14 protein-coding genes are annotated in these 16,839 nt (G+C 45.8%); 7 read left to right on the forward strand and 7 right to left on the reverse strand.

Annotated elements, in window-relative coordinates; translation table 11 throughout:
- Positions 1-197: 197 nt before the first annotated feature.
- Together AB4161_RS18555 and AB4161_RS18560 are read left to right on the forward strand one after the other, a co-directional pair.
- A complete protein-coding gene (locus AB4161_RS18555) occupies positions 198-3,233 on the forward strand; it encodes an FAD-binding and (Fe-S)-binding domain-containing protein (RefSeq protein ID WP_102320504.1) in 3,036 nt (1,011 codons plus the stop codon).
- Positions 3,234-3,299: 66 nt separating this feature from the next.
- The gene (locus AB4161_RS18560; protein ID WP_017066183.1) at positions 3,300-3,761 is read left to right on the forward strand and encodes an isoprenylcysteine carboxylmethyltransferase family protein; all 462 of its coding nucleotides are present in this window, start codon (positions 3,300-3,302) and stop codon (positions 3,759-3,761) included.
- A 91-nt stretch (positions 3,762-3,852) separates the two neighbouring features.
- On the opposite strand, the gene AB4161_RS18565 is transcribed toward AB4161_RS18560, so the two are convergent.
- From AB4161_RS18565 to hutC, 6 genes are all read right to left on the reverse strand, one after another.
- The gene (locus tag AB4161_RS18565) at positions 3,853-4,578 is read right to left on the reverse strand and encodes a DUF3581 domain-containing protein (RefSeq protein WP_016792117.1); all 726 of its coding nucleotides are present in this window, start codon (positions 4,576-4,578) and stop codon (positions 3,853-3,855) included.
- A 227-nt stretch (positions 4,579-4,805) separates the two neighbouring features.
- Entirely contained in the window at positions 4,806-6,338 is a 1,533-nt protein-coding gene (gene hutH / locus AB4161_RS18570; protein ID WP_372083861.1) for a histidine ammonia-lyase, read from the reverse strand.
- A gap of 14 nt (positions 6,339-6,352) precedes the next feature.
- On the reverse strand, positions 6,353-8,047 hold the full coding sequence (gene hutU, locus AB4161_RS18575; RefSeq protein WP_017063597.1) for a urocanate hydratase: 1,695 nt from the start codon (positions 8,045-8,047) through the stop codon (positions 6,353-6,355).
- Between the two features lie 78 nt (positions 8,048-8,125).
- On the reverse strand, positions 8,126-9,154 hold the full coding sequence (gene hutG, locus AB4161_RS18580; protein ID WP_372083863.1) for a formimidoylglutamase: 1,029 nt from the start codon (positions 9,152-9,154) through the stop codon (positions 8,126-8,128).
- Complete coding sequence (gene hutI / locus AB4161_RS18585) at positions 9,141-10,385, reverse strand: imidazolonepropionase (protein WP_102320508.1); 1,245 nt, start codon at positions 10,383-10,385, stop codon at positions 9,141-9,143. The genes hutG and hutI overlap by 14 nt, the downstream gene beginning before the upstream one ends.
- Positions 10,386-10,498: 113 nt before the next feature.
- On the reverse strand, positions 10,499-11,212 hold the full coding sequence (hutC, locus tag AB4161_RS18590) for a histidine utilization repressor (protein ID WP_372083866.1): 714 nt from the start codon (positions 11,210-11,212) through the stop codon (positions 10,499-10,501).
- Positions 11,213-11,393: 181 nt separating this feature from the next.
- On the opposite strand from hutC, the gene AB4161_RS18595 reads away from it, so the two are divergent.
- Entirely contained in the window at positions 11,394-12,137 is a 744-nt protein-coding gene (locus AB4161_RS18595; RefSeq protein ID WP_372083868.1) for a sporulation protein, read from the forward strand.
- A 118-nt stretch (positions 12,138-12,255) separates the two neighbouring features.
- Here the strand turns inward: AB4161_RS18595 and AB4161_RS18600 are convergent, their stop codons facing one another.
- On the reverse strand, positions 12,256-13,179 hold the full coding sequence (locus AB4161_RS18600; protein WP_372083870.1) for a DUF3187 family protein: 924 nt from the start codon (positions 13,177-13,179) through the stop codon (positions 12,256-12,258).
- 462 nt (positions 13,180-13,641) lie between these two features.
- Between AB4161_RS18600 and thrS the strand changes: the two genes are divergently transcribed.
- The 4 genes from thrS to rplT all read left to right on the forward strand — a co-directional run bounded on the left by thrS (position 13,642) and on the right by rplT (position 16,819).
- Entirely contained in the window at positions 13,642-15,570 is a 1,929-nt protein-coding gene (gene thrS, locus AB4161_RS18605) for a threonine--tRNA ligase (RefSeq protein ID WP_372083872.1), read from the forward strand.
- A gap of 2 nt (positions 15,571-15,572) precedes the next feature.
- The gene (gene infC / locus AB4161_RS18610) at positions 15,573-16,124 is read left to right on the forward strand and encodes a translation initiation factor IF-3 (RefSeq protein WP_076654893.1); all 552 of its coding nucleotides are present in this window, start codon (positions 15,573-15,575) and stop codon (positions 16,122-16,124) included.
- Between the two features lie 104 nt (positions 16,125-16,228).
- The gene (gene rpmI, locus AB4161_RS18615) at positions 16,229-16,423 is read left to right on the forward strand and encodes a 50S ribosomal protein L35 (protein ID WP_004738430.1); all 195 of its coding nucleotides are present in this window, start codon (positions 16,229-16,231) and stop codon (positions 16,421-16,423) included.
- A gap of 42 nt (positions 16,424-16,465) precedes the next feature.
- Complete coding sequence (gene rplT, locus AB4161_RS18620) at positions 16,466-16,819, forward strand: 50S ribosomal protein L20 (protein ID WP_004733517.1); 354 nt, start codon at positions 16,466-16,468, stop codon at positions 16,817-16,819.
- Positions 16,820-16,839 lie beyond the last annotated feature (20 nt).

Genomic DNA, 16,839 nt, shown 5'->3' on the forward strand with positions numbered 1-16,839 from the left:
AAACAAAATGTTATTCAGTATATTGTTACTGAATTAAGACGAAAGTGACTATTTCTCCATTCTTGCACTGAGATTCTGATTTGATCACCTTTTTATATGATCTTAATAGTAGTAAAGTGACGAAATTCAAAGAAAATTATTATAAATCTCAGATAACCCAATGCTGATAGGATCAGCGAAGTAGGGGCAGGAAGCAAATGTTACCAAGACTTCAACTCAATGCTGATGTCGATCCAGTTGTCGTACGCTTTTTAGATGAACTAAAAACAGCGGGCTTTACTGGCGACATTGAATCTCAATATTCTAGCCGTTTGGCTGTGGCGACTGATAATAGTGTCTATCAGCAATTGCCGCAGGCGGTCATCCTTCCTAAAACAACGCAAGACGTTGTGCTTATCGGTAAAGTGGTTTCTAAATCCGCTTACGAACGCGTGACTTTTTCCCCTCGTGGCGGCGGTACCGGAACCAACGGACAATCTTTAACAAAAGGTGTCGTGGTTGACCTGTCGCGATACATGAATAAGGTTCTTGAGATTAACGAGAAAGAGGGCTGGGTAAGAGTTCAGTCTGGTGTCGTTAAAGATCAATTGAACGACGCTGTTCGCCCTTATGGTTACTTTTTCTCTCCAGACCTTTCTACCAGTAACCGAGCAACCTTGGGTGGCATGATCAATACCGATGCTTCGGGCCAAGGGTCATTGAAGTACGGCAAAACGTCTGACCATGTATTGTCGCTGCAAGCGGTGTTCGCAGATGGTTCATGTCTAGAATCTGATTTATCACACGGCTTACCTGTAGAGGGTGAATTCGCTCACCATGCACTTGCGGTGACAGAGGCGGTTTGTCGAGACAAACGCGCTCAAATCTTAGATAAATTCCCTCCGCTGAATCGCTTCTTAACAGGCTATGACCTAAAGAATGCAATCAACGAACAAGATGACAGCTTTGACCTAACTCGCGTTCTATGTGGCGCTGAAGGTTCTTTAGCATTCATCACGGAAGCAAAGTTAAACCTAACCAAGATTCCAAAAGCGCGCACACTGGTTAACGTGAAATACAACACGTTTGATTCTGCGCTGCGTAATGCGCCGTTCATGGTGGAAGCGAAAGCACTGTCTGTTGAAACGGTAGATTCAAGAGTATTGAACCTAGCGAAGCAAGACATCGTTTGGCACACCGTGAGCGATTTGCTGACTGATGTTCCGAACAAAGAGATGCTTGGCATCAACATGGTTGAGTTTGCAGGCCAAGATGAAGCGGAAGTTGAACAGCAAGTTCAAGCGCTGACTGCACGCCTTGAAACCATGGTTGAAAGCGAAGAAGCCGGCGTGATTGGTTTTCAAGTTTGTAGCGATTTGGCGAGCATTGGCCGAATCTACAACATGCGTAAGAAAGCAGTGGGTCTGTTAGGTGCGGCGAAAGGCCGAGCTAAGCCAGTCGCTTTTGCTGAAGATACTTGTGTACCACCAGAAAACCTCGCGGATTTCATCTCTGAATTTAGAGTGTTACTCGATTCAAAAGAGTTGAATTACGGCATGTTTGGTCACGTTGACGCGGGCGTATTACACGTTCGTCCAGCATTGGATCTGTGTGACCCGATGCAAGAAGCATTGATGCATGAAGTCTCTGATGAAGTGGTTAAGCTGGTGGCGAAATACGGCGGTTTAATGTGGGGCGAGCACGGTAAAGGTTTCCGTTCTGAGTATGGCCCAGACTTCTTTGGTGAAGAGCTGTTTACCGAATTAAGACGTATTAAAGCAGCATTCGACCCGCACAACAAGATGAACCCAGGCAAGATCTGTACGCCTTTAGAAAGTGACGCTGAATTGGTGAAAGTCACCGATACCAAGCGTGGTTTCTACGACCGTCAGATCGACGTACAAGTTCGTGACAGCTTCAAGCAAGCAATGGAATGTAACGGTAACGGCTTGTGTTTCAACTACGATACTAGCTCGCCAATGTGTCCTTCAATGAAAGTTACGGCTGACCGACGTCACTCACCCAAAGGCCGCGCAGGCTTGGTAAGAGAGTGGTTGCGTCAACTGACTGAACAAGGCGTTGATATTCTCGACCTTGAGCAAGAAGCGTTGAAAGACAACACACCCGTTAAGACTATGATTGAGCGTGTTCGCAATACGATGAACAAACGCCATGAGTACGATTTCTCGCATGAAGTTCATGAGGCGATGAACGGTTGTTTGGCGTGTAAAGCGTGTGCGAGTCAATGTCCGATCAAAGTCGATGTACCAAGTTTCCGTTCTCGATTCTTGAACATCTACTACTCGCGTTACCAGCGCCCTGCAAAAGATTATCTAGTTGCCAACATTGAAACCATGCTGCCGCTGATGGCGAAAGCGCCAAAAGTAGTCAACGCTGCATTGGGTCAAAAGTGGATCCAAACGGCAACAGCTAAAACGGTCGGTTATGTTGATGCACCATTGATGTCGGTGCCTACGCTCAAAAATCGTCTAGCGAGTAAAGAGCTGCAACTCTTCGATTTACAGTATTTAGAAGGCTTGTCTTCTGAACAGAAGAAACAGCATGTGCTGATCGTTCAAGACCCGTTTACCAGCTTCTATGATGCCGAGGTGATTGAAGACTTCGTCACTCTGGCTCAAAAACTTGGCAAAACTCCGGTACTGCTGCCGTTCAAACCGAATGGTAAAGCGTTGCACATCAAGGGCTTCTTAAATCGTTTTGCACGTGAGGCGAAATCGACTTCGGATTTCTTGTCGATGGTGGCGGATATCGGAATTCCTTTGGTCGGTGTTGATCCTGCTCTTGTGCTTTGTTACCGCGATGAATACGTCGAGATCTTAGGTGACAAGCGCGGCGACTTTGATGTACTTACTGTGCATGAATGGTTAATGCCATCGCTAGGTGAGTTCGAAGCACGCTCAGCAAGTGAAGATATGTGGTACTTGTTTGCTCACTGTGCTGAGAAAACCAAAATGCCGAACGCTGAAAAAGAGTGGGGTACTATCTTCAAACACTTTGGGGCGGCGTTAACCAGCGTTCCTGTCGGCTGTTGTGGTATGGCGGGAACTTTCGGCCACGAAGTCGATAAGCTACAAATGTCGAAAGACATATATGGTTTAAGCTGGAAGCCTCAAATGCAGGACTTACCAAAAGATCGTTGCTTGGTGACGGGCTATTCTTGCCGCAGCCAAGTGAAGCGTTTTGAAGGTGAGAAGCTTGCTCACCCATTACAGGCGCTAGCAAAAATTCTCTAATACATTTAGCCCAGCAATTGCTGGGCTTTTTTCTAAACTAACAAAGGAATGTTAATAAGGAAAAGTATGAAATTTCTAGAATTAAAAGTACCACCAGTTGCACTGTTCATTATTGTATTCGTAGCATCATACTTCTGCGCTCAACAGTTGAGCCAAGGGACACTGGCATTGCCTTATGGAATGATTGTGTTAGGAATCGGAGTCACATTGAGTGGTGTGATCGGAATATCCGGCATATTGGAATTTCGAAAACAGAAAACCACCGTTAACCCGATCAAAGTAGAAACCGCTTCAGCCGTCGTGGACAGTGGAATTTTTGGCTACACGCGAAACCCAATGTACTTAGGGTTGTTCATCCTGCTATTTTGCTTTGGCTACTTCTTCCAGAATATCTTCAGTGTACTACTTAGCTTTGGCTTCGTAATCTACATGAATTACTTCCAAATCAAACCCGAAGAGCGAGCACTAGAACAATTATTCGGCGCAGAATATGTTGATTACAAACAAAAGGTTAGACGCTGGATTTAGTGATGATTTGAGTGCTGGCTTAGTAATCGAAATAAAAAAGCCCAGCTTGAGATTATCAAGCTGGGCTTTATTGATCTTGTTCTAGAGCTGATTAAGCAGCGGCTGTGAACTGAGCTAGAAACATCTCTTTGCGTTCGTTGAAGCGGTTTACTAGGTCGTCTACAGAAGCTTGGTCGTATGGCTTAAGGCCACTTGCTACCATACGCTTCACGCCTTTACCTACTACTTCGCCGTCTTCTTTGAAATCGAAGTTCAGGGTCACGATGCCACGTTTGCCTTCAACATCAAAAGTCGCGCCAGAGAATTCAACTTCTGGGTGAGACAGGTCTAGGCGAGTAAATTCAACTTCCATGCTCTCGTAAATCACTAGAGGACGTTGGCAGTTGATCATCATTTGTTGTTCTTCCATAAGAGGAACCATGATGTGTGGGAAGTTCATGCCAGAGAACTTAACGTAGTTTGTTACCACGTGCTCGATGAATGCTTGGTCGTGGCTCTTTTCACCTTCACAAGACATGTGTAGGTACTCTTTGCCTTTCTCGTCAACCAGTGAGCTTTCTTTCTCACATTTGTTGTCAACGCTAAGCGCAATACCGTTACCCACCATACCTGAAAAATCAAAACGCATTTTTTGGCTGATGCCTTCTTTCTGCAGAAGAACTGCAAACAAAAGATCGCCAGGCACGCAGAAGCGCTTGTTGTCTTCATCGTGAATTGGGTTGAAGTCAGCAGCTACTTTTTTAGCAAAGTGGCTAGCTTGTTCACGAGTGAATTGAAATTGATTGTCTTCAGTAGAAAAGTAAGGTGTCAGAAACATAGTATCGCTATTTAGTCATCAAATCTGGGGTGGATTATAGCTAACTAACTTCGATCTAATGGTCTATCCAGTTAACTTTTCTTATATATCAGTTAGTTAGATGAATGCGTTAGATGGTGTGTGACGATTTTAAGGTAAATATGGCCTTTGGCTCAATGCAACAAGGGCTAATTAATAGCCCTTGTTTATATGACAGTCTAATTGGTGTTATTCAGAATGTTTCTGCTTTAAAAGCTACACAAAGTACCTTCTGGCATTAGGTGGTTATGAACGGATAGTTTGAGCAATAAGTTCGCTTGTTCAATATCAGGTGAGAAGTAGCGATCTTTGTCGTAGAAGCTTACCTTCTCACGCAGAATTTGTTTCGCCTCTTCTACACGAGGAGACGAAAGGTTCGGCGCTCGGAAGTCTAGCCCTTGTGCTGCAGCTAAATATTCTACGGCCAGAATCCCTCGTGTATTTTCGGCCATGTATCTAAGCCTGCGTGCTGCGAAGGTTGCCATCGATACGTGGTCTTCTTGGTTTGCAGAAGTTGGTAGGCTGTCTATTGACGCTGGGTGAGCCAGTGTTTTGTTCTCACTCGCCAGTGCTGCAGACGTTACTTGAGCAATCATAAATCCTGAGTTCACGCCGCCGTTATCTACCAAAAAAGGTGGAAGTTTGCTTAGCGCGCTATCGATTAGCAGTGCCATTCTTCGTTCTGACAAGCTGCCTATCTCAGCGATTGCTAGTGCCAGGTTATCGGCTGCCATTGCGACGGGTTCGGCGTGGAAATTACCACCTGAAATGATGTCACCATCGTCAGCGAAAACCAGCGGGTTGTCGGATACTGAGTTCGCTTCAACATTTAAAATTTCAGCTGAATTGCGAATCTGCTGTAAGCAGGCACCCATCACTTGAGGCTGACAGCGCAACGAGTAAGGGTCTTGAACCTTTTCGCAGCAAGTATGTGATTCACCAATCTCACTCTTTTGATCAAGCATATGGCGGTAAGCAAGTGCTGCATCCATTTGGCCACGATGACCACGAACGCGATGAATACGCGGATCAAACGGACGACGGCTACCCAGCGCGGCTTCAACAGACATCGCACCACACACGGTTGCAGACGCAAACAAGTCTTCAGCTGCGAACAGACCTTCTAATGCAAAGGCGGTTGATGCTTGTGTGCCGTTTAACAGCGCCAAACCTTCTTTAGGTGCTAGTGTGATAGGCTCCAAGCCAGCGATTTGCATTGCTTCTAAGCCTGTGATGATTTTTCCGTTGTGACGTGCTTGGCCTTCACCTAGCAGAACGGTACTCATGTGTGCAAGGGGGGCGAGATCTCCAGATGCGCCTACTGATCCTTTTTGTGGAACACACGGGTAAACCTGCGCGTTCACAAGATCGATAAGAGCGTTAATCACTTTGAGGCGGATACCAGAGTAACCGCGAGACAAGCTGTTAATCTTCAATACCATCATCAAGCGTACGGTTTCATCAGACATGAACTTGCCAATGCCCGCAGCGTGAGAAAGTACGATACTTTTCTGTAGAACTTCGAGATCTTCAGGCGCAATCTTGGTGTTTGCTAATAAGCCAAAACCCGTGTTGATGCCATACACAGTGCGGTCTTCAGCAATCACTTGTTCGACAACTTGCATGCTCGCTTCGATATCCGGGATTGCTGCAGGATCGAGTGATAAGTTCACAGGGCTACGGCTGATTTTTCGAAGTTCAGATAGGCCAAGAAGTCCTGGCTTAAGTAATAAGTTCAACATGTTCTCTCCAGACATTAAAGGCGACGAAGTTCTTCGTTTAGCATAGGTAAATCAAGCTTCTGCTCTTTGGCACATTGCTTGGCAATATCGTAACCTGCATCAGCATGACGCATAACGCCGGTTGCTGGGTCATTGTGAAGTACGCGAGCAATACGCTGTGATGCATCTTCACTGCCGTCACAACAAATCACCATGCCTGAGTGTTGCGAGAAGCCCATACCAACGCCACCACCGTGGTGCAAAGAAACCCAAGTTGCGCCGCCCGCTGTGTTCAGAAGGGCATTCAATAGAGGCCAATCTGATACGGCATCTGATCCATCCATCATGCCTTCTGTTTCGCGGTTCGGGCTTGCTACTGAACCTGAATCTAGGTGGTCACGACCGATAACAACTGGTGCTTTCAGTTCGCCATTTTTCACCATTTCATTGAATGCTTGGCCTAAGCGTTCACGATCTTTCAAGCCAACCCAACAAATACGCGCTGGCAGGCCTTGGAACTGAATGCGTTCACGCGCCATATCTAGCCAGTTATGTAGATGTGGGTTGTCTGGAATCAGTTCTTTTACTTTTTGGTCTGTTTTGTAGATGTCTTCTGGGTCACCAGATAGTGCCGCCCAACGGAAAGGACCAATACCTTCGCAGAATAAAGGTCGAATATAAGCCGGAACGAAACCTGGGAAATCAAACGCGTTTTCTACGCCTTCTTCCAGTGCCATTTGGCGAATGTTATTACCGTAATCCACGGTCGCTGCGCCGCGGTATTGCAGGTCTAACATCGCTTGTACTTGAATCGCCATAGATTGCTTAGCGGCTTTCACCACTTTTGCTTCATCAATGGAGCGCTCTTGTGCGGCTTTCTCCATCGTCCAACCTTGCGGCAAGTAGCCGTTAAGAGGATCGTGGGCAGAGGTTTGGTCAGTCACCACATCAGGTGTGATATTGCGTTCAACTAACTCTGGGAAGACGTCTGCGGCGTTGCCTAATAAGCCAACAGAGATTGGCGTGTCTGACTCTTTAATCATTGCCATCGCTTCATCTAAGCTGGTGGCTTTTTTGTCTACATAGCCAGTACGCAAGCGGTAGTCGATTCGTGATTCATCACACTCCACTGCGATCATTGAGAAGCCAGCCATCGTTGCAGCAAGAGGTTGAGCGCCGCCCATTCCACCAAGACCGCCCGTTAGAACCCACTTGCCGTTTGCTTCACCTTGGAAGTGCTTCTTCGCGATAGCGACAAAGGTTTCGTAAGTACCTTGAACGATGCCTTGTGAACCAATGTAGATCCAGCTGCCCGCGGTCATTTGGCCGTACATCATCAAGCCTTCTTTATCGAGCTCGTTGAAGTGTTCCCAGTTCGCCCAGTGTGGAACAAGGTTCGAGTTCGCGATCAGTACGCGAGGTGCGTTTTTATGAGTCGGGAACACGCCCACAGGTTTACCGGATTGAACAAGTAACGTTTGGTCGTCCTCTAAACGCTCTAATACTTCAACAATTTTGTCATAACATTTCCAATCACGTGCCGCGCGACCAATACCGCCATACACAACCAGTGCATGTGGGTGTTCTGCCACATCAGGGTCTAGGTTGTTCATCAGCATACGCAGTGGTGCTTCTGTTAACCAAGATTTAGCGCGCAAAGTGGTGCCGTGAGGTGCGCGAATTTCGCGGGTCGTGTCGAGACGAGGGTCACTGTTGTGGTGTTCCGTCATTTTGGAATTCCTTCTGTTTCACGTTATATCGTTGTAGTTGTAGTTGTAGTTGTAGTTGTAGTTATCGGTATAGCTGGATTAGTCGCTGGCCATTGCACTGGCAATATCCCAACATAAACGAGCCGCTAATCGAGCCGTTTGGCCATCGACGTCGTAGTCTGGGTTGCATTCCGCTATGTCCGCGATAATGAGTTTTTCACTGTGTTGGAAAATCTGTTCTAGAAAAGGAGCAAGCGCTTCATAGCTCACGCCTCTTGCCGCTGGTGCACTTACGCCCGGCGCAGTAGCTGCGGGGAAAACATCGAGATCAATGGTGAGATAGAGATAATCACACTCAACGATGAATTTTTGTAACTTGATCAGTTGAGCGACTTGATTCACTTGGGTCATGTTGCGGTCGTGTTCATACCACACGCCCAGTTGGTCAGCTTTGTTAAACAGCGCTTTGGTATTGCTGGCGGCACTCACACCAAGACAAGCGTAATGAAACGGCCATTGATGTGTGTGGCAGTATTCGCTAATCTGATTAAAGGGTGTGCCTGAGCTTGGTTTGACGTCAGCGATGTCGCTTTCAAATTCACGAAGATCAAAGTGAGCATCAAAGTTAACGATACCTATCTTAGGTTTGTGATCTGATTGAGTTCTGTGAAGATGCTCAGCTAGGCCTTGGAAAGAAGCCCAAGCGACTTCGTGACCGCCGCCAAGGGTAATCACTTTGTTGGTTGATAGCGCATTGGCAATCACAGTAGCGCACTGCTTCTGGCTCACTTCTAATTGATCATCGTTACATTCGATATCGCCAAGATCAGCAAAGCGTGTATCACAGTGCCAAGCCATATTAGCTAACGCTTGGCGAATCAAATTAGGTGCTTGTTTTGCGCCAACACGTCCTTTATTTCTTGCAACACCGGCGTCGCTGGCAAAGCCTACCAAGGCGATACCACCGTCAGTCAGCTCGTCACTTAACTCGCTACTTTGCACTTGCTTGGTAATGTGATGAACGCGAGTACCGAGTGGGCCATCTTCAAGATCATTACGTCCGGTCCACACAAAGTTATGCATGGTTGTTGCGTTCTCTTGGATAGCGTTGGATTTAGATTGAGTCATGACACACCTCGCCATTAACAATGCGCTTATGCAGGTGAGGAACACCAACTTGATAGCTTAAGTCGGCAGGGTGCTCGATATTCCAGATAGCCAAATCAGCAGAGTAACCTACTTCAATTTTGCCTCTGTTTTGCGACTCGCCAATGGCAGCGGCTGCATGGCAAGTTACCCCACGTAATGCTTCTTCTGGGGTTGTGCCAAATAGGGTGCAGCTCATGTTCATCATCAGTGTTAAATCAGCAAAAGGAGAAGTGCCGGGGTTTAAGTCGGTCGCGATTGCCATTGGGATGTTGTGCTCACGAAGTAGGGCAATGGGCGGCTGCTGTGTCTCTTTCAAAAAGTAGAAAGCACCTGGTAATAATGTGGCGACTGTTCCTGATTTAGCCAGTGCTTTTACTCCTGTTTCATCAAGGTATTCAACATGGTCGACAGAGAGTGCACCGTATTTAGCTGCGAGCGCACTGCCGCCCATGTTAGAAAGCTGCTCTGTGTGGCCTTTGATCGCTAACCCATGTTCTTTAGCAGCCGCAAATACACGATCGGTTTGTTCTAGGTTGAAGCCGATCGATTCGCAGAATACGTCGACCGTGTCAGCTAGTCCTTGCTCTGCGGCTTTAGGGATGATCTCTTGGCATACCAGATCAACGTAACGATCTGGCTGTTCTTTATATTCTGGTGGTACAGCATGTGCTGCAAGGAGTGTGGTGGTGATTTTAATACGACGGTGGTTTTCTAAGGCTTTAGCAGCACGTAACATCTTAAGCTCGTCATCAAGTGTTAAACCATAGCCAGACTTTACTTCAACGCTGGTGACACCACTTCTTAGCAGGCCGTCTAATCTAGGCAGCGCCATCTCAACCAGTTCGGCTTCTTGTGCGGCTCGTGTCGCCGTTACCGTCGCTAAAATACCACCGCCTTGTTTTGCGATGTCGGTGTAGGAGACACCATTTAACCGTTGTTCAAATTCATTGGCACGATTACCTGCAAACACCAGATGAGTGTGGCAATCAATCAGTCCTGGTGTGACGAGCTTGTTTTTGCAGTCGTAGATGATGTGATCAACAGAGCGGCTAGCACTCGCCGTTTCACAATGAAGTGACTCATCGCTTGAGTGTGACAGGAATACGATCTTACCGTTCTCGATAACGATATCTTGCGGGGAAGAAGGTTGATAACCGTCAGCTCCCGAGCTCATCGAGACCACTCGTGCGTTTTTGAGGATCAAATTCATAATCACCTAGATCTTTGCTAAACATTAAATGTATATACAAATAAATAGGCTAAACTCTGACCTGAATCAAGTCGATGTTGCAAAAATGTGATCGGCGATCAGGATGATGTTCTTTAATCTAGAAGTATCTTGGAGCTTAATTTGTACTTAGAGCCAGGATGGTAGAGCAATGCAAAGCTGATAAGCCGTTCTTTGCTCCATGTTCTTCTATTTAAAAGAAGGCAAGGCTCTGATTCAGAAAGCTTTAGTGACGTTCTGATTTGTAAGTCTGGAATAATGGCTTCAACCGTGTGTTCTATAGCACTCAACGGGCAGCTTTTTGAAAGGTATTCGTTAGGTGTAGAGGTTGAAAAGTCTTGCTCTAGGTATTTTGGAGCGGCTTGAGAGTTCACCCAGCGCGCTTCCAATTGAATCGGTGCGTTGTCGGCAAAGTGTATGATTTCACTATAGTACACTTCAGCATTGATCATCACACCTAACCGTGTGGCGGTGCTTTCATCTGCCTTGATGCTCTTGTGTTTGATAACTTGGCTAGTATACGTTTGGCCACGGTCTTTGATCTCTTGCGCGATGTTGTTGATATCAAGCAGCGGAGATTGCGCCTTTTCGTCTGGTTCACAAACAAAAGTACCTAGCCTTGGTTTCCTAATGAGCTTGCCTTCAGACACCAGATCTCGAATGGCTTTATTGACCGTCATTCTGCTCACTTTGAACTGCTCGGTGAGTTCGAGCTCTGTGGTTATCTGGTAACCCACTGGCCAGTGACCACTAGTGATATTGTCGTCTATAAACTGTTTTATCTGAAGGTAGAGCGGCGCTTTCGACATAATGAAACCTTATTTGACTATACAAATAGAGTAACGGATTTATTCACGATTTCAACATTTCCTCGGGCAATGTGACTTTATTCAACATAGATGGGGCAAATTGCTTGATTCTGTGAGGCAAGTGTCGCAAATTGTGACGCAATAACTATTCGTAAATCAGATAATTAGAAAGGGAAATAATATGTTTAAGAAATTAAAGGCCTCGTTGGGCATCGGTGCAGCAAAGGTTGATACCGTCTTAGATAATATTGAAGTTTTCCAAGGTGGAGAGTTGTCTGGCAACGTTCACATTGTTGGCGGCGACGTTGAGCAACAAATCGACCTGATTAACTTAGTTCTCAACACCGAAGTAAAAGTAGAAACGGAAGGCAGCACCAGCTACGAAACCTTTTCGCTGGGTCGTATTCAGGCCGTAGAGCCTTTCGTTATCCAACCGGGTGAAACCAAATTGGTGCCATTCCGCCTTAAGTTAAATGATGAAACGCCAGTCACCGCATTGAATGCACAAATGAACCAATGCCATGTGTGGGTTGAAACCAACCTAGATATCGGCTTCGCGATTGATCCTAAAGACCGCGACTTTATCTCGGTTCACCCACTGCCAACAGTCGCTAAAATCATCCAAGGTGTGGAAGCATCGGGAATGGCAATGGTGAAAGCAGACGTAGAGAAGGGCTTCCTGAAAGGCAACAGCTTTGCTTCTCGTTCGGGCTGTTACCAAGAGATTGAATTTCGCAGCGGCGGTTTCATGAACAACAAAGAGATCGAACTGTCATTCATCGTTGAAGGCTCAATGGTTCACTGCCTAGCAGAAATCGATCGCTCAATGAGCTTCCGCGGCGACCAATACATCTCATTCAGCTTGCCTGCTAACGCAACTGACTCAGACATTCGCAACGCAGTTTCAAGAATAATGAGTGCGTAGTTCCCTCTCTGTTAGCAGTCGCTCTGTCTATTAATTAATAGAGACAATACAACTTTTCAAGCCGAACTTAACCATTCGGCTTTTTTGATTCTACTATCTGCCCCGTCCTGAAATGGGTTTACCACTGGTGCCGATAGGCCAATTGAAAAGCAACATCGGTGGAGTTGTCCATATTGAAAATGTTCTCGATTATGGATATCTCAATTGCCGAGCGTTGCATGAGATAGCGATAGCCAAACATCATTTCATTCGCGGCTTCTGAAAACTCAGTTTCACCGTCTTCTGCGCCTTCATACCAACGATACTCTAGGTGTAACTCATGATTTTCAAATAGCGTGAGTTGATATCCTCCCATCCATGACCATGTCGTTTTTTTATGTGAAAAGCTATTCTCCACTTCTCTACTGGACTGATTCGCTAATCCTAAGCTTGTATAGAAGGTATTTATGTCGAGTTGGTATGCATAATTGAGTTGAGCGCTTTGTTCGGTGCTGTTTCCCTTAAATGCACCGTGGCTGACTTTGTTATGATAAAGGGAGACGCCAAAAGATAAGCCATGGTTTTCTATATCTATGATCTGATATTGGGTGTAGAGCGTGAAAGCGCTAGTCAATGTGTCGCCGGAGAAGTCTCGATTATTGACGCCATGGTCTGGTGCATAGATGTCGAATTGGTGTCTCTCTTTCTGATCTCGACCTGCTTGGTCGATGCTAAATAGGTCGTGAAAGTTAATGGTGATTTTGTCGAGATGATTATTGGCGGCGTATAACCAGCGGTAATTGAGCTCTACTTGCCACGCTGTAGTCAATTGCCATCGCAGGCCTGTTTGAAGCTGGTTTTGATAATAGTCTAAGTGATAGTCGTGGGAGTTAGCCCAGATACTCGCAGCAGTTAAGGCTGTAAATACTTCAACCTTATTCTCTTCAAGAGGGAAGCCAGAGCGAAGTGCCGGAGTGAGACGAACAGACTGCAATGGTGCTTGAGTATAACTGATTAAGGGGCCGTAATCTTTGTTGGCCCATGCGTTTGGCGCAGAAAACATGGCGGCTATTACTAGCGGTAAAGGTCGTATGAGCGATATACAAGTAGCCCGTTTCTCCATATGTACCTCATCTGCATTCCGTTGCTTCTATATAGCTTAGTTCTAAATAACTAGTTTGTAAGAGATAAGTTGAATGAGCGAACTCGGAACAGGTAGGGTGCAGTTGTTAAGTTGATACAGCTGGGTAATTAAGAGGATTAGAAGAGCAGGTAAATCATCACAAGTATGGTTTACCTTACCAAACGAAACCGTTGGATAGCTTGCAAATCCGCTCTGTCATTGTCATTTCATATAATTTCGTTACAATGTTCGGCTACTCACAGATGTGGCATCTGTATTTGCTTCTATGTGGGTATATTTATTATGCATATATCCCCAATCAGCGTACTCGTTGATTGAAAGACATATATTAAACATTTTCATGTGTTGCTTGGTGTGCAACACCACTGTAAAGGACAAATAATGCCAATTATTACTCTTCCTGACGGTAGTCAGCGTCAATTTGACAACCCTGTATCAACTCTAGATGTTGCCCTATCAATCGGTCCTGGTCTTGCGAAAGCTACCATTGCTGGTCGTGTAGACGGCGAGCGTGTTGATGCTTGTGATCTTATCGAAAACGATGCAAGCCTAGAAATCATCACAGCTAAAGATGAAGTTGATGGCCTTGAAATCGTTCGTCACTCTTGTGCTCACCTTTTAGGCCACGCGGTTAAGCAGCTTTTTCCAGAAGCGAAAATGGCGATCGGTCCTACTATCGATAACGGTTTCTACTACGATATCGATCTTGAGCACTCTCTAACGCAAGACGATCTAGAAAAGATCGAAAAGCGCATGAAAGAGCTAGCGAAGACCAAATACCAGGTTGTTAAGAAGAAAGTTAGCTGGCAGGAAGCGCGCGACGCATTCGAAGCTCGCGGCGAGACTTACAAGATTAAAATCTTGGACGAGAACGTTTCTAAAGACGATCGTCCAGGCCTGTACCATCACGAAGAATACATCGATATGTGTCGTGGTCCACACGTGCCTAACATGAGCTTCTGCCAGCACTTCACTCTACTTAACGTAGCGGGTGCATACTGGCGTGGTAACAGTGACAACAAGATGCTTCAACGTATCTACGGCACTGCATTCCACGACAAGAAGGCACTTAAAGCTCACCTTGTGCGCCTAGAAGAAGCGGCTAAACGTGACCACCGTAAAATCGGTAAAGCGCTTGACCTATTCCACATGCAGCAAGAAGCACCAGGCATGGTGTTCTGGCACCACAACGGTTGGACTATCTTCCGTGAGCTAGAAGTATTTATTCGTCAAAAACTGACTGAGTACGATTACCAAGAAGTTAAAGGCCCATTAATGATGGACCGTGTTCTTTGGGAACGCTCTGGTCACTGGGATAAGTACGCTGAAGCGATGTTCACTACTTCTTCAGAGAACCGTGAATACGCTATCAAGCCAATGAACTGTCCTGGTCACGTTCAAATCTTCAACCAAGGTTTGAAATCTTACCGTGATCTACCGCTACGTATGGCTGAGTTCGGCTCATGTCACCGTAACGAGCCGTCTGGCGCACTTCACGGCATTATGCGTGTTCGTGGCTTCACTCAAGATGATGCTCACGTATTCTGTACTGAAGACCAAGTTCAACAAGAAGTTAAAGCTTGTATTGAAATGGTTTACGATACTTACACAACTTTCGGCTTCGAAAGCATCGTTGTTAAGCTATCTACTCGTCCAGAACAGCGTGTAGGTTCAGACGAAATGTGGGACCGTGCAGAGGCTGACCTTAAGCAAGCGCTAGAGGCAATGGACATTGCATACGAGATTCAAGAAGGCGAGGGTGCGTTCTACGGACCTAAGATTGAATTTACTTTGCATGATTGTTTGGACCGCGCTTGGCAATGTGGTACAGTGCAGCTCGATTTTGCATTACCAGAACGTTTAGGTGCTACTTACGTAGGTGAAGATAACGAGCGTCACACGCCAGTTATGATCCACCGCGCGATTTTAGGTTCACTAGAACGCTTCATTGGTATTCTTATTGAAGAATACGCTGGCTTCTTCCCAACGTGGTTGGCGCCAGAACAAGCAGTTGTAATGGGCATTACAGACAAACAGTCTGAATATGTACAAGAAATTACGAAAAAACTGCAAAAAAGTGGATTTAGAGTCAAAGCAGACTTGAGAAATGAGAAGATTGGCTTTAAAATCCGCGAACATACTTTGAAACGTGTACCGTTCATGCTTGTGTGTGGTGACCAAGAAATGGAAGCCGGCGAAATTGCAGTACGTACACGTAAAGGTAAGGACCTTGGCAAATTTAAAGTGGATGACTTTATTTCATACATCCAAGCCGAGGTTTCAAGCCGTAAGCTCAATCTGGAGGAATAGCTATTAAAGGCGGAAGACGTGGCCAACAACCGGCCAAACAAAACCAGCACCGTTTAAACGGTGACATTCGTGGCGTTCGTGAAGTGCGTCTAACTGGCGCAGACGGCGAAGCTGTTGGTGTAGTATCAATCGCTGAAGCGATGGAAGCTGCAAATGAAGCTGGTATGGATCTTGTAGAGATCAGCCCTAACGCCGAGCCGCCAGTTTGTCGTGTGATGGACTACGGTAAGTTCCTCTTCGAGAAGAGCAAAGCTGCGAAAGAGCAGAAGAAGAAGCAAAAGCAGGTTCAGATCAAGGAAATTAAATTCCGACCTGGAACTGATATTGGAGACTATCAGGTAAAACTACGCAACCTGACTGGTTTCCTAGAAGACGGCAACAAAGTGAAGGTAACAATTCGCTTCCGTGGCCGCGAAATGGCTCACCAAGAAATCGGTGTTGACGTTCTTAATCGTTTGAAAGCGGATACTGAAGAATTTGCAGTAGTCGAATCTTTCCCAACGAGAATTGAAGGTCGCCAGATGATCATGGTGTTGGCCCCTAAAAAGAAGTAATTAACGGCTTTGCAAGTAATTGAACCCTGCAGCCTCAGGTTGCGGGGTTTTATTCGCCCTAATTACTATGTTATTAACAACTCAACAATGCGGAGTTATTCATCATGCCTAAGATGAAAACCAACAAAGGTGCTGCTAAGCGTTTCCAGAAAACTGCTGGTGGTATTAAGTTTAAGCACGCTGGTAAACGTCACATCCTGACTAAGCGTACTACTAAGAACAAGCGTCAGCTACGTCCGAACTCGATCCTTCCTAAATGTGAAGTTGCTCAAGTTCTACGTATGATGCCATACGCTTAATTCTTTTTAGTTTATAAATTCGTTTAGTTTAGGAGAAGCATAATGCCTCGCGTAAAACGTGGTGTACAAGCTCGTGCACGTCATAAGAAAGTTCTAAAACAAGCTAAAGGTTACTACGGAGCACGTTCACGTGTTTACCGCGTAGCTTTCCAAGCAGTTACCAAAGCTGGTCAATACGCTTACCGTGACCGTCGCAACAAGAAACGTCAATTCCGTCAACTTTGGATTGCACGTATCAACGCGGCATCTCGTCAAAATGGTCTATCTTACAGCCGTTTCATCAATGGCCTAAAGAAAGCATCTATCGAGATCGACCGTAAGATTCTTGCTGACATCGCAGTATTCGACAAAGCAGCATTTGCTGTTCTAGTTGAAAAAGCGAAAGCATCTCTATAATTTAGAGTTAGCTTAAAGGT

This window comes from Vibrio sp. 10N.286.51.E5 (assembly GCF_041469125.1).
Taxonomy (GTDB): Bacteria; Pseudomonadota; Gammaproteobacteria; order Enterobacterales; family Vibrionaceae; genus Vibrio; species Vibrio crassostreae_C.

What these genes read in the sequence shown, in the direction of transcription:
- AB4161_RS18555 (WP_102320504.1), top strand. Translation starts at nt 198, where the DNA reads ATGTTACCAAGACTTCAACTCAATGCTGATGTCGATCCAGTTGTCGTA.
- AB4161_RS18560 (WP_017066183.1), top strand. Translation starts at nt 3,300, where the DNA reads ATGAAATTTCTAGAATTAAAAGTACCACCAGTTGCACTGTTCATTATT.
- AB4161_RS18565 (WP_016792117.1), bottom strand. Translation starts at nt 4,578, where the DNA reads ATGTTTCTGACACCTTACTTTTCTACTGAAGACAATCAATTTCAATTC.
- hutH (WP_372083861.1), bottom strand. Translation starts at nt 6,338, where the DNA reads ATGTTGAACTTATTACTTAAGCCAGGACTTCTTGGCCTATCTGAACTT.
- hutU (WP_017063597.1), bottom strand. Translation starts at nt 8,047, where the DNA reads ATGACGGAACACCACAACAGTGACCCTCGTCTCGACACGACCCGCGAA.
- hutG (WP_372083863.1), bottom strand. Translation starts at nt 9,154, where the DNA reads ATGACTCAATCTAAATCCAACGCTATCCAAGAGAACGCAACAACCATG.
- hutI (WP_102320508.1), bottom strand. Translation starts at nt 10,385, where the DNA reads ATGAATTTGATCCTCAAAAACGCACGAGTGGTCTCGATGAGCTCGGGA.
- hutC (WP_372083866.1), bottom strand. Translation starts at nt 11,212, where the DNA reads ATGTCGAAAGCGCCGCTCTACCTTCAGATAAAACAGTTTATAGACGAC.
- AB4161_RS18595 (WP_372083868.1), top strand. Translation starts at nt 11,394, where the DNA reads ATGTTTAAGAAATTAAAGGCCTCGTTGGGCATCGGTGCAGCAAAGGTT.
- AB4161_RS18600 (WP_372083870.1), bottom strand. Translation starts at nt 13,179, where the DNA reads ATGTTTTCTGCGCCAAACGCATGGGCCAACAAAGATTACGGCCCCTTA.
- thrS (WP_372083872.1), top strand. Translation starts at nt 13,642, where the DNA reads ATGCCAATTATTACTCTTCCTGACGGTAGTCAGCGTCAATTTGACAAC.
- rpmI (WP_004738430.1), top strand. Translation starts at nt 16,229, where the DNA reads ATGCCTAAGATGAAAACCAACAAAGGTGCTGCTAAGCGTTTCCAGAAA.
- rplT (WP_004733517.1), top strand. Translation starts at nt 16,466, where the DNA reads ATGCCTCGCGTAAAACGTGGTGTACAAGCTCGTGCACGTCATAAGAAA.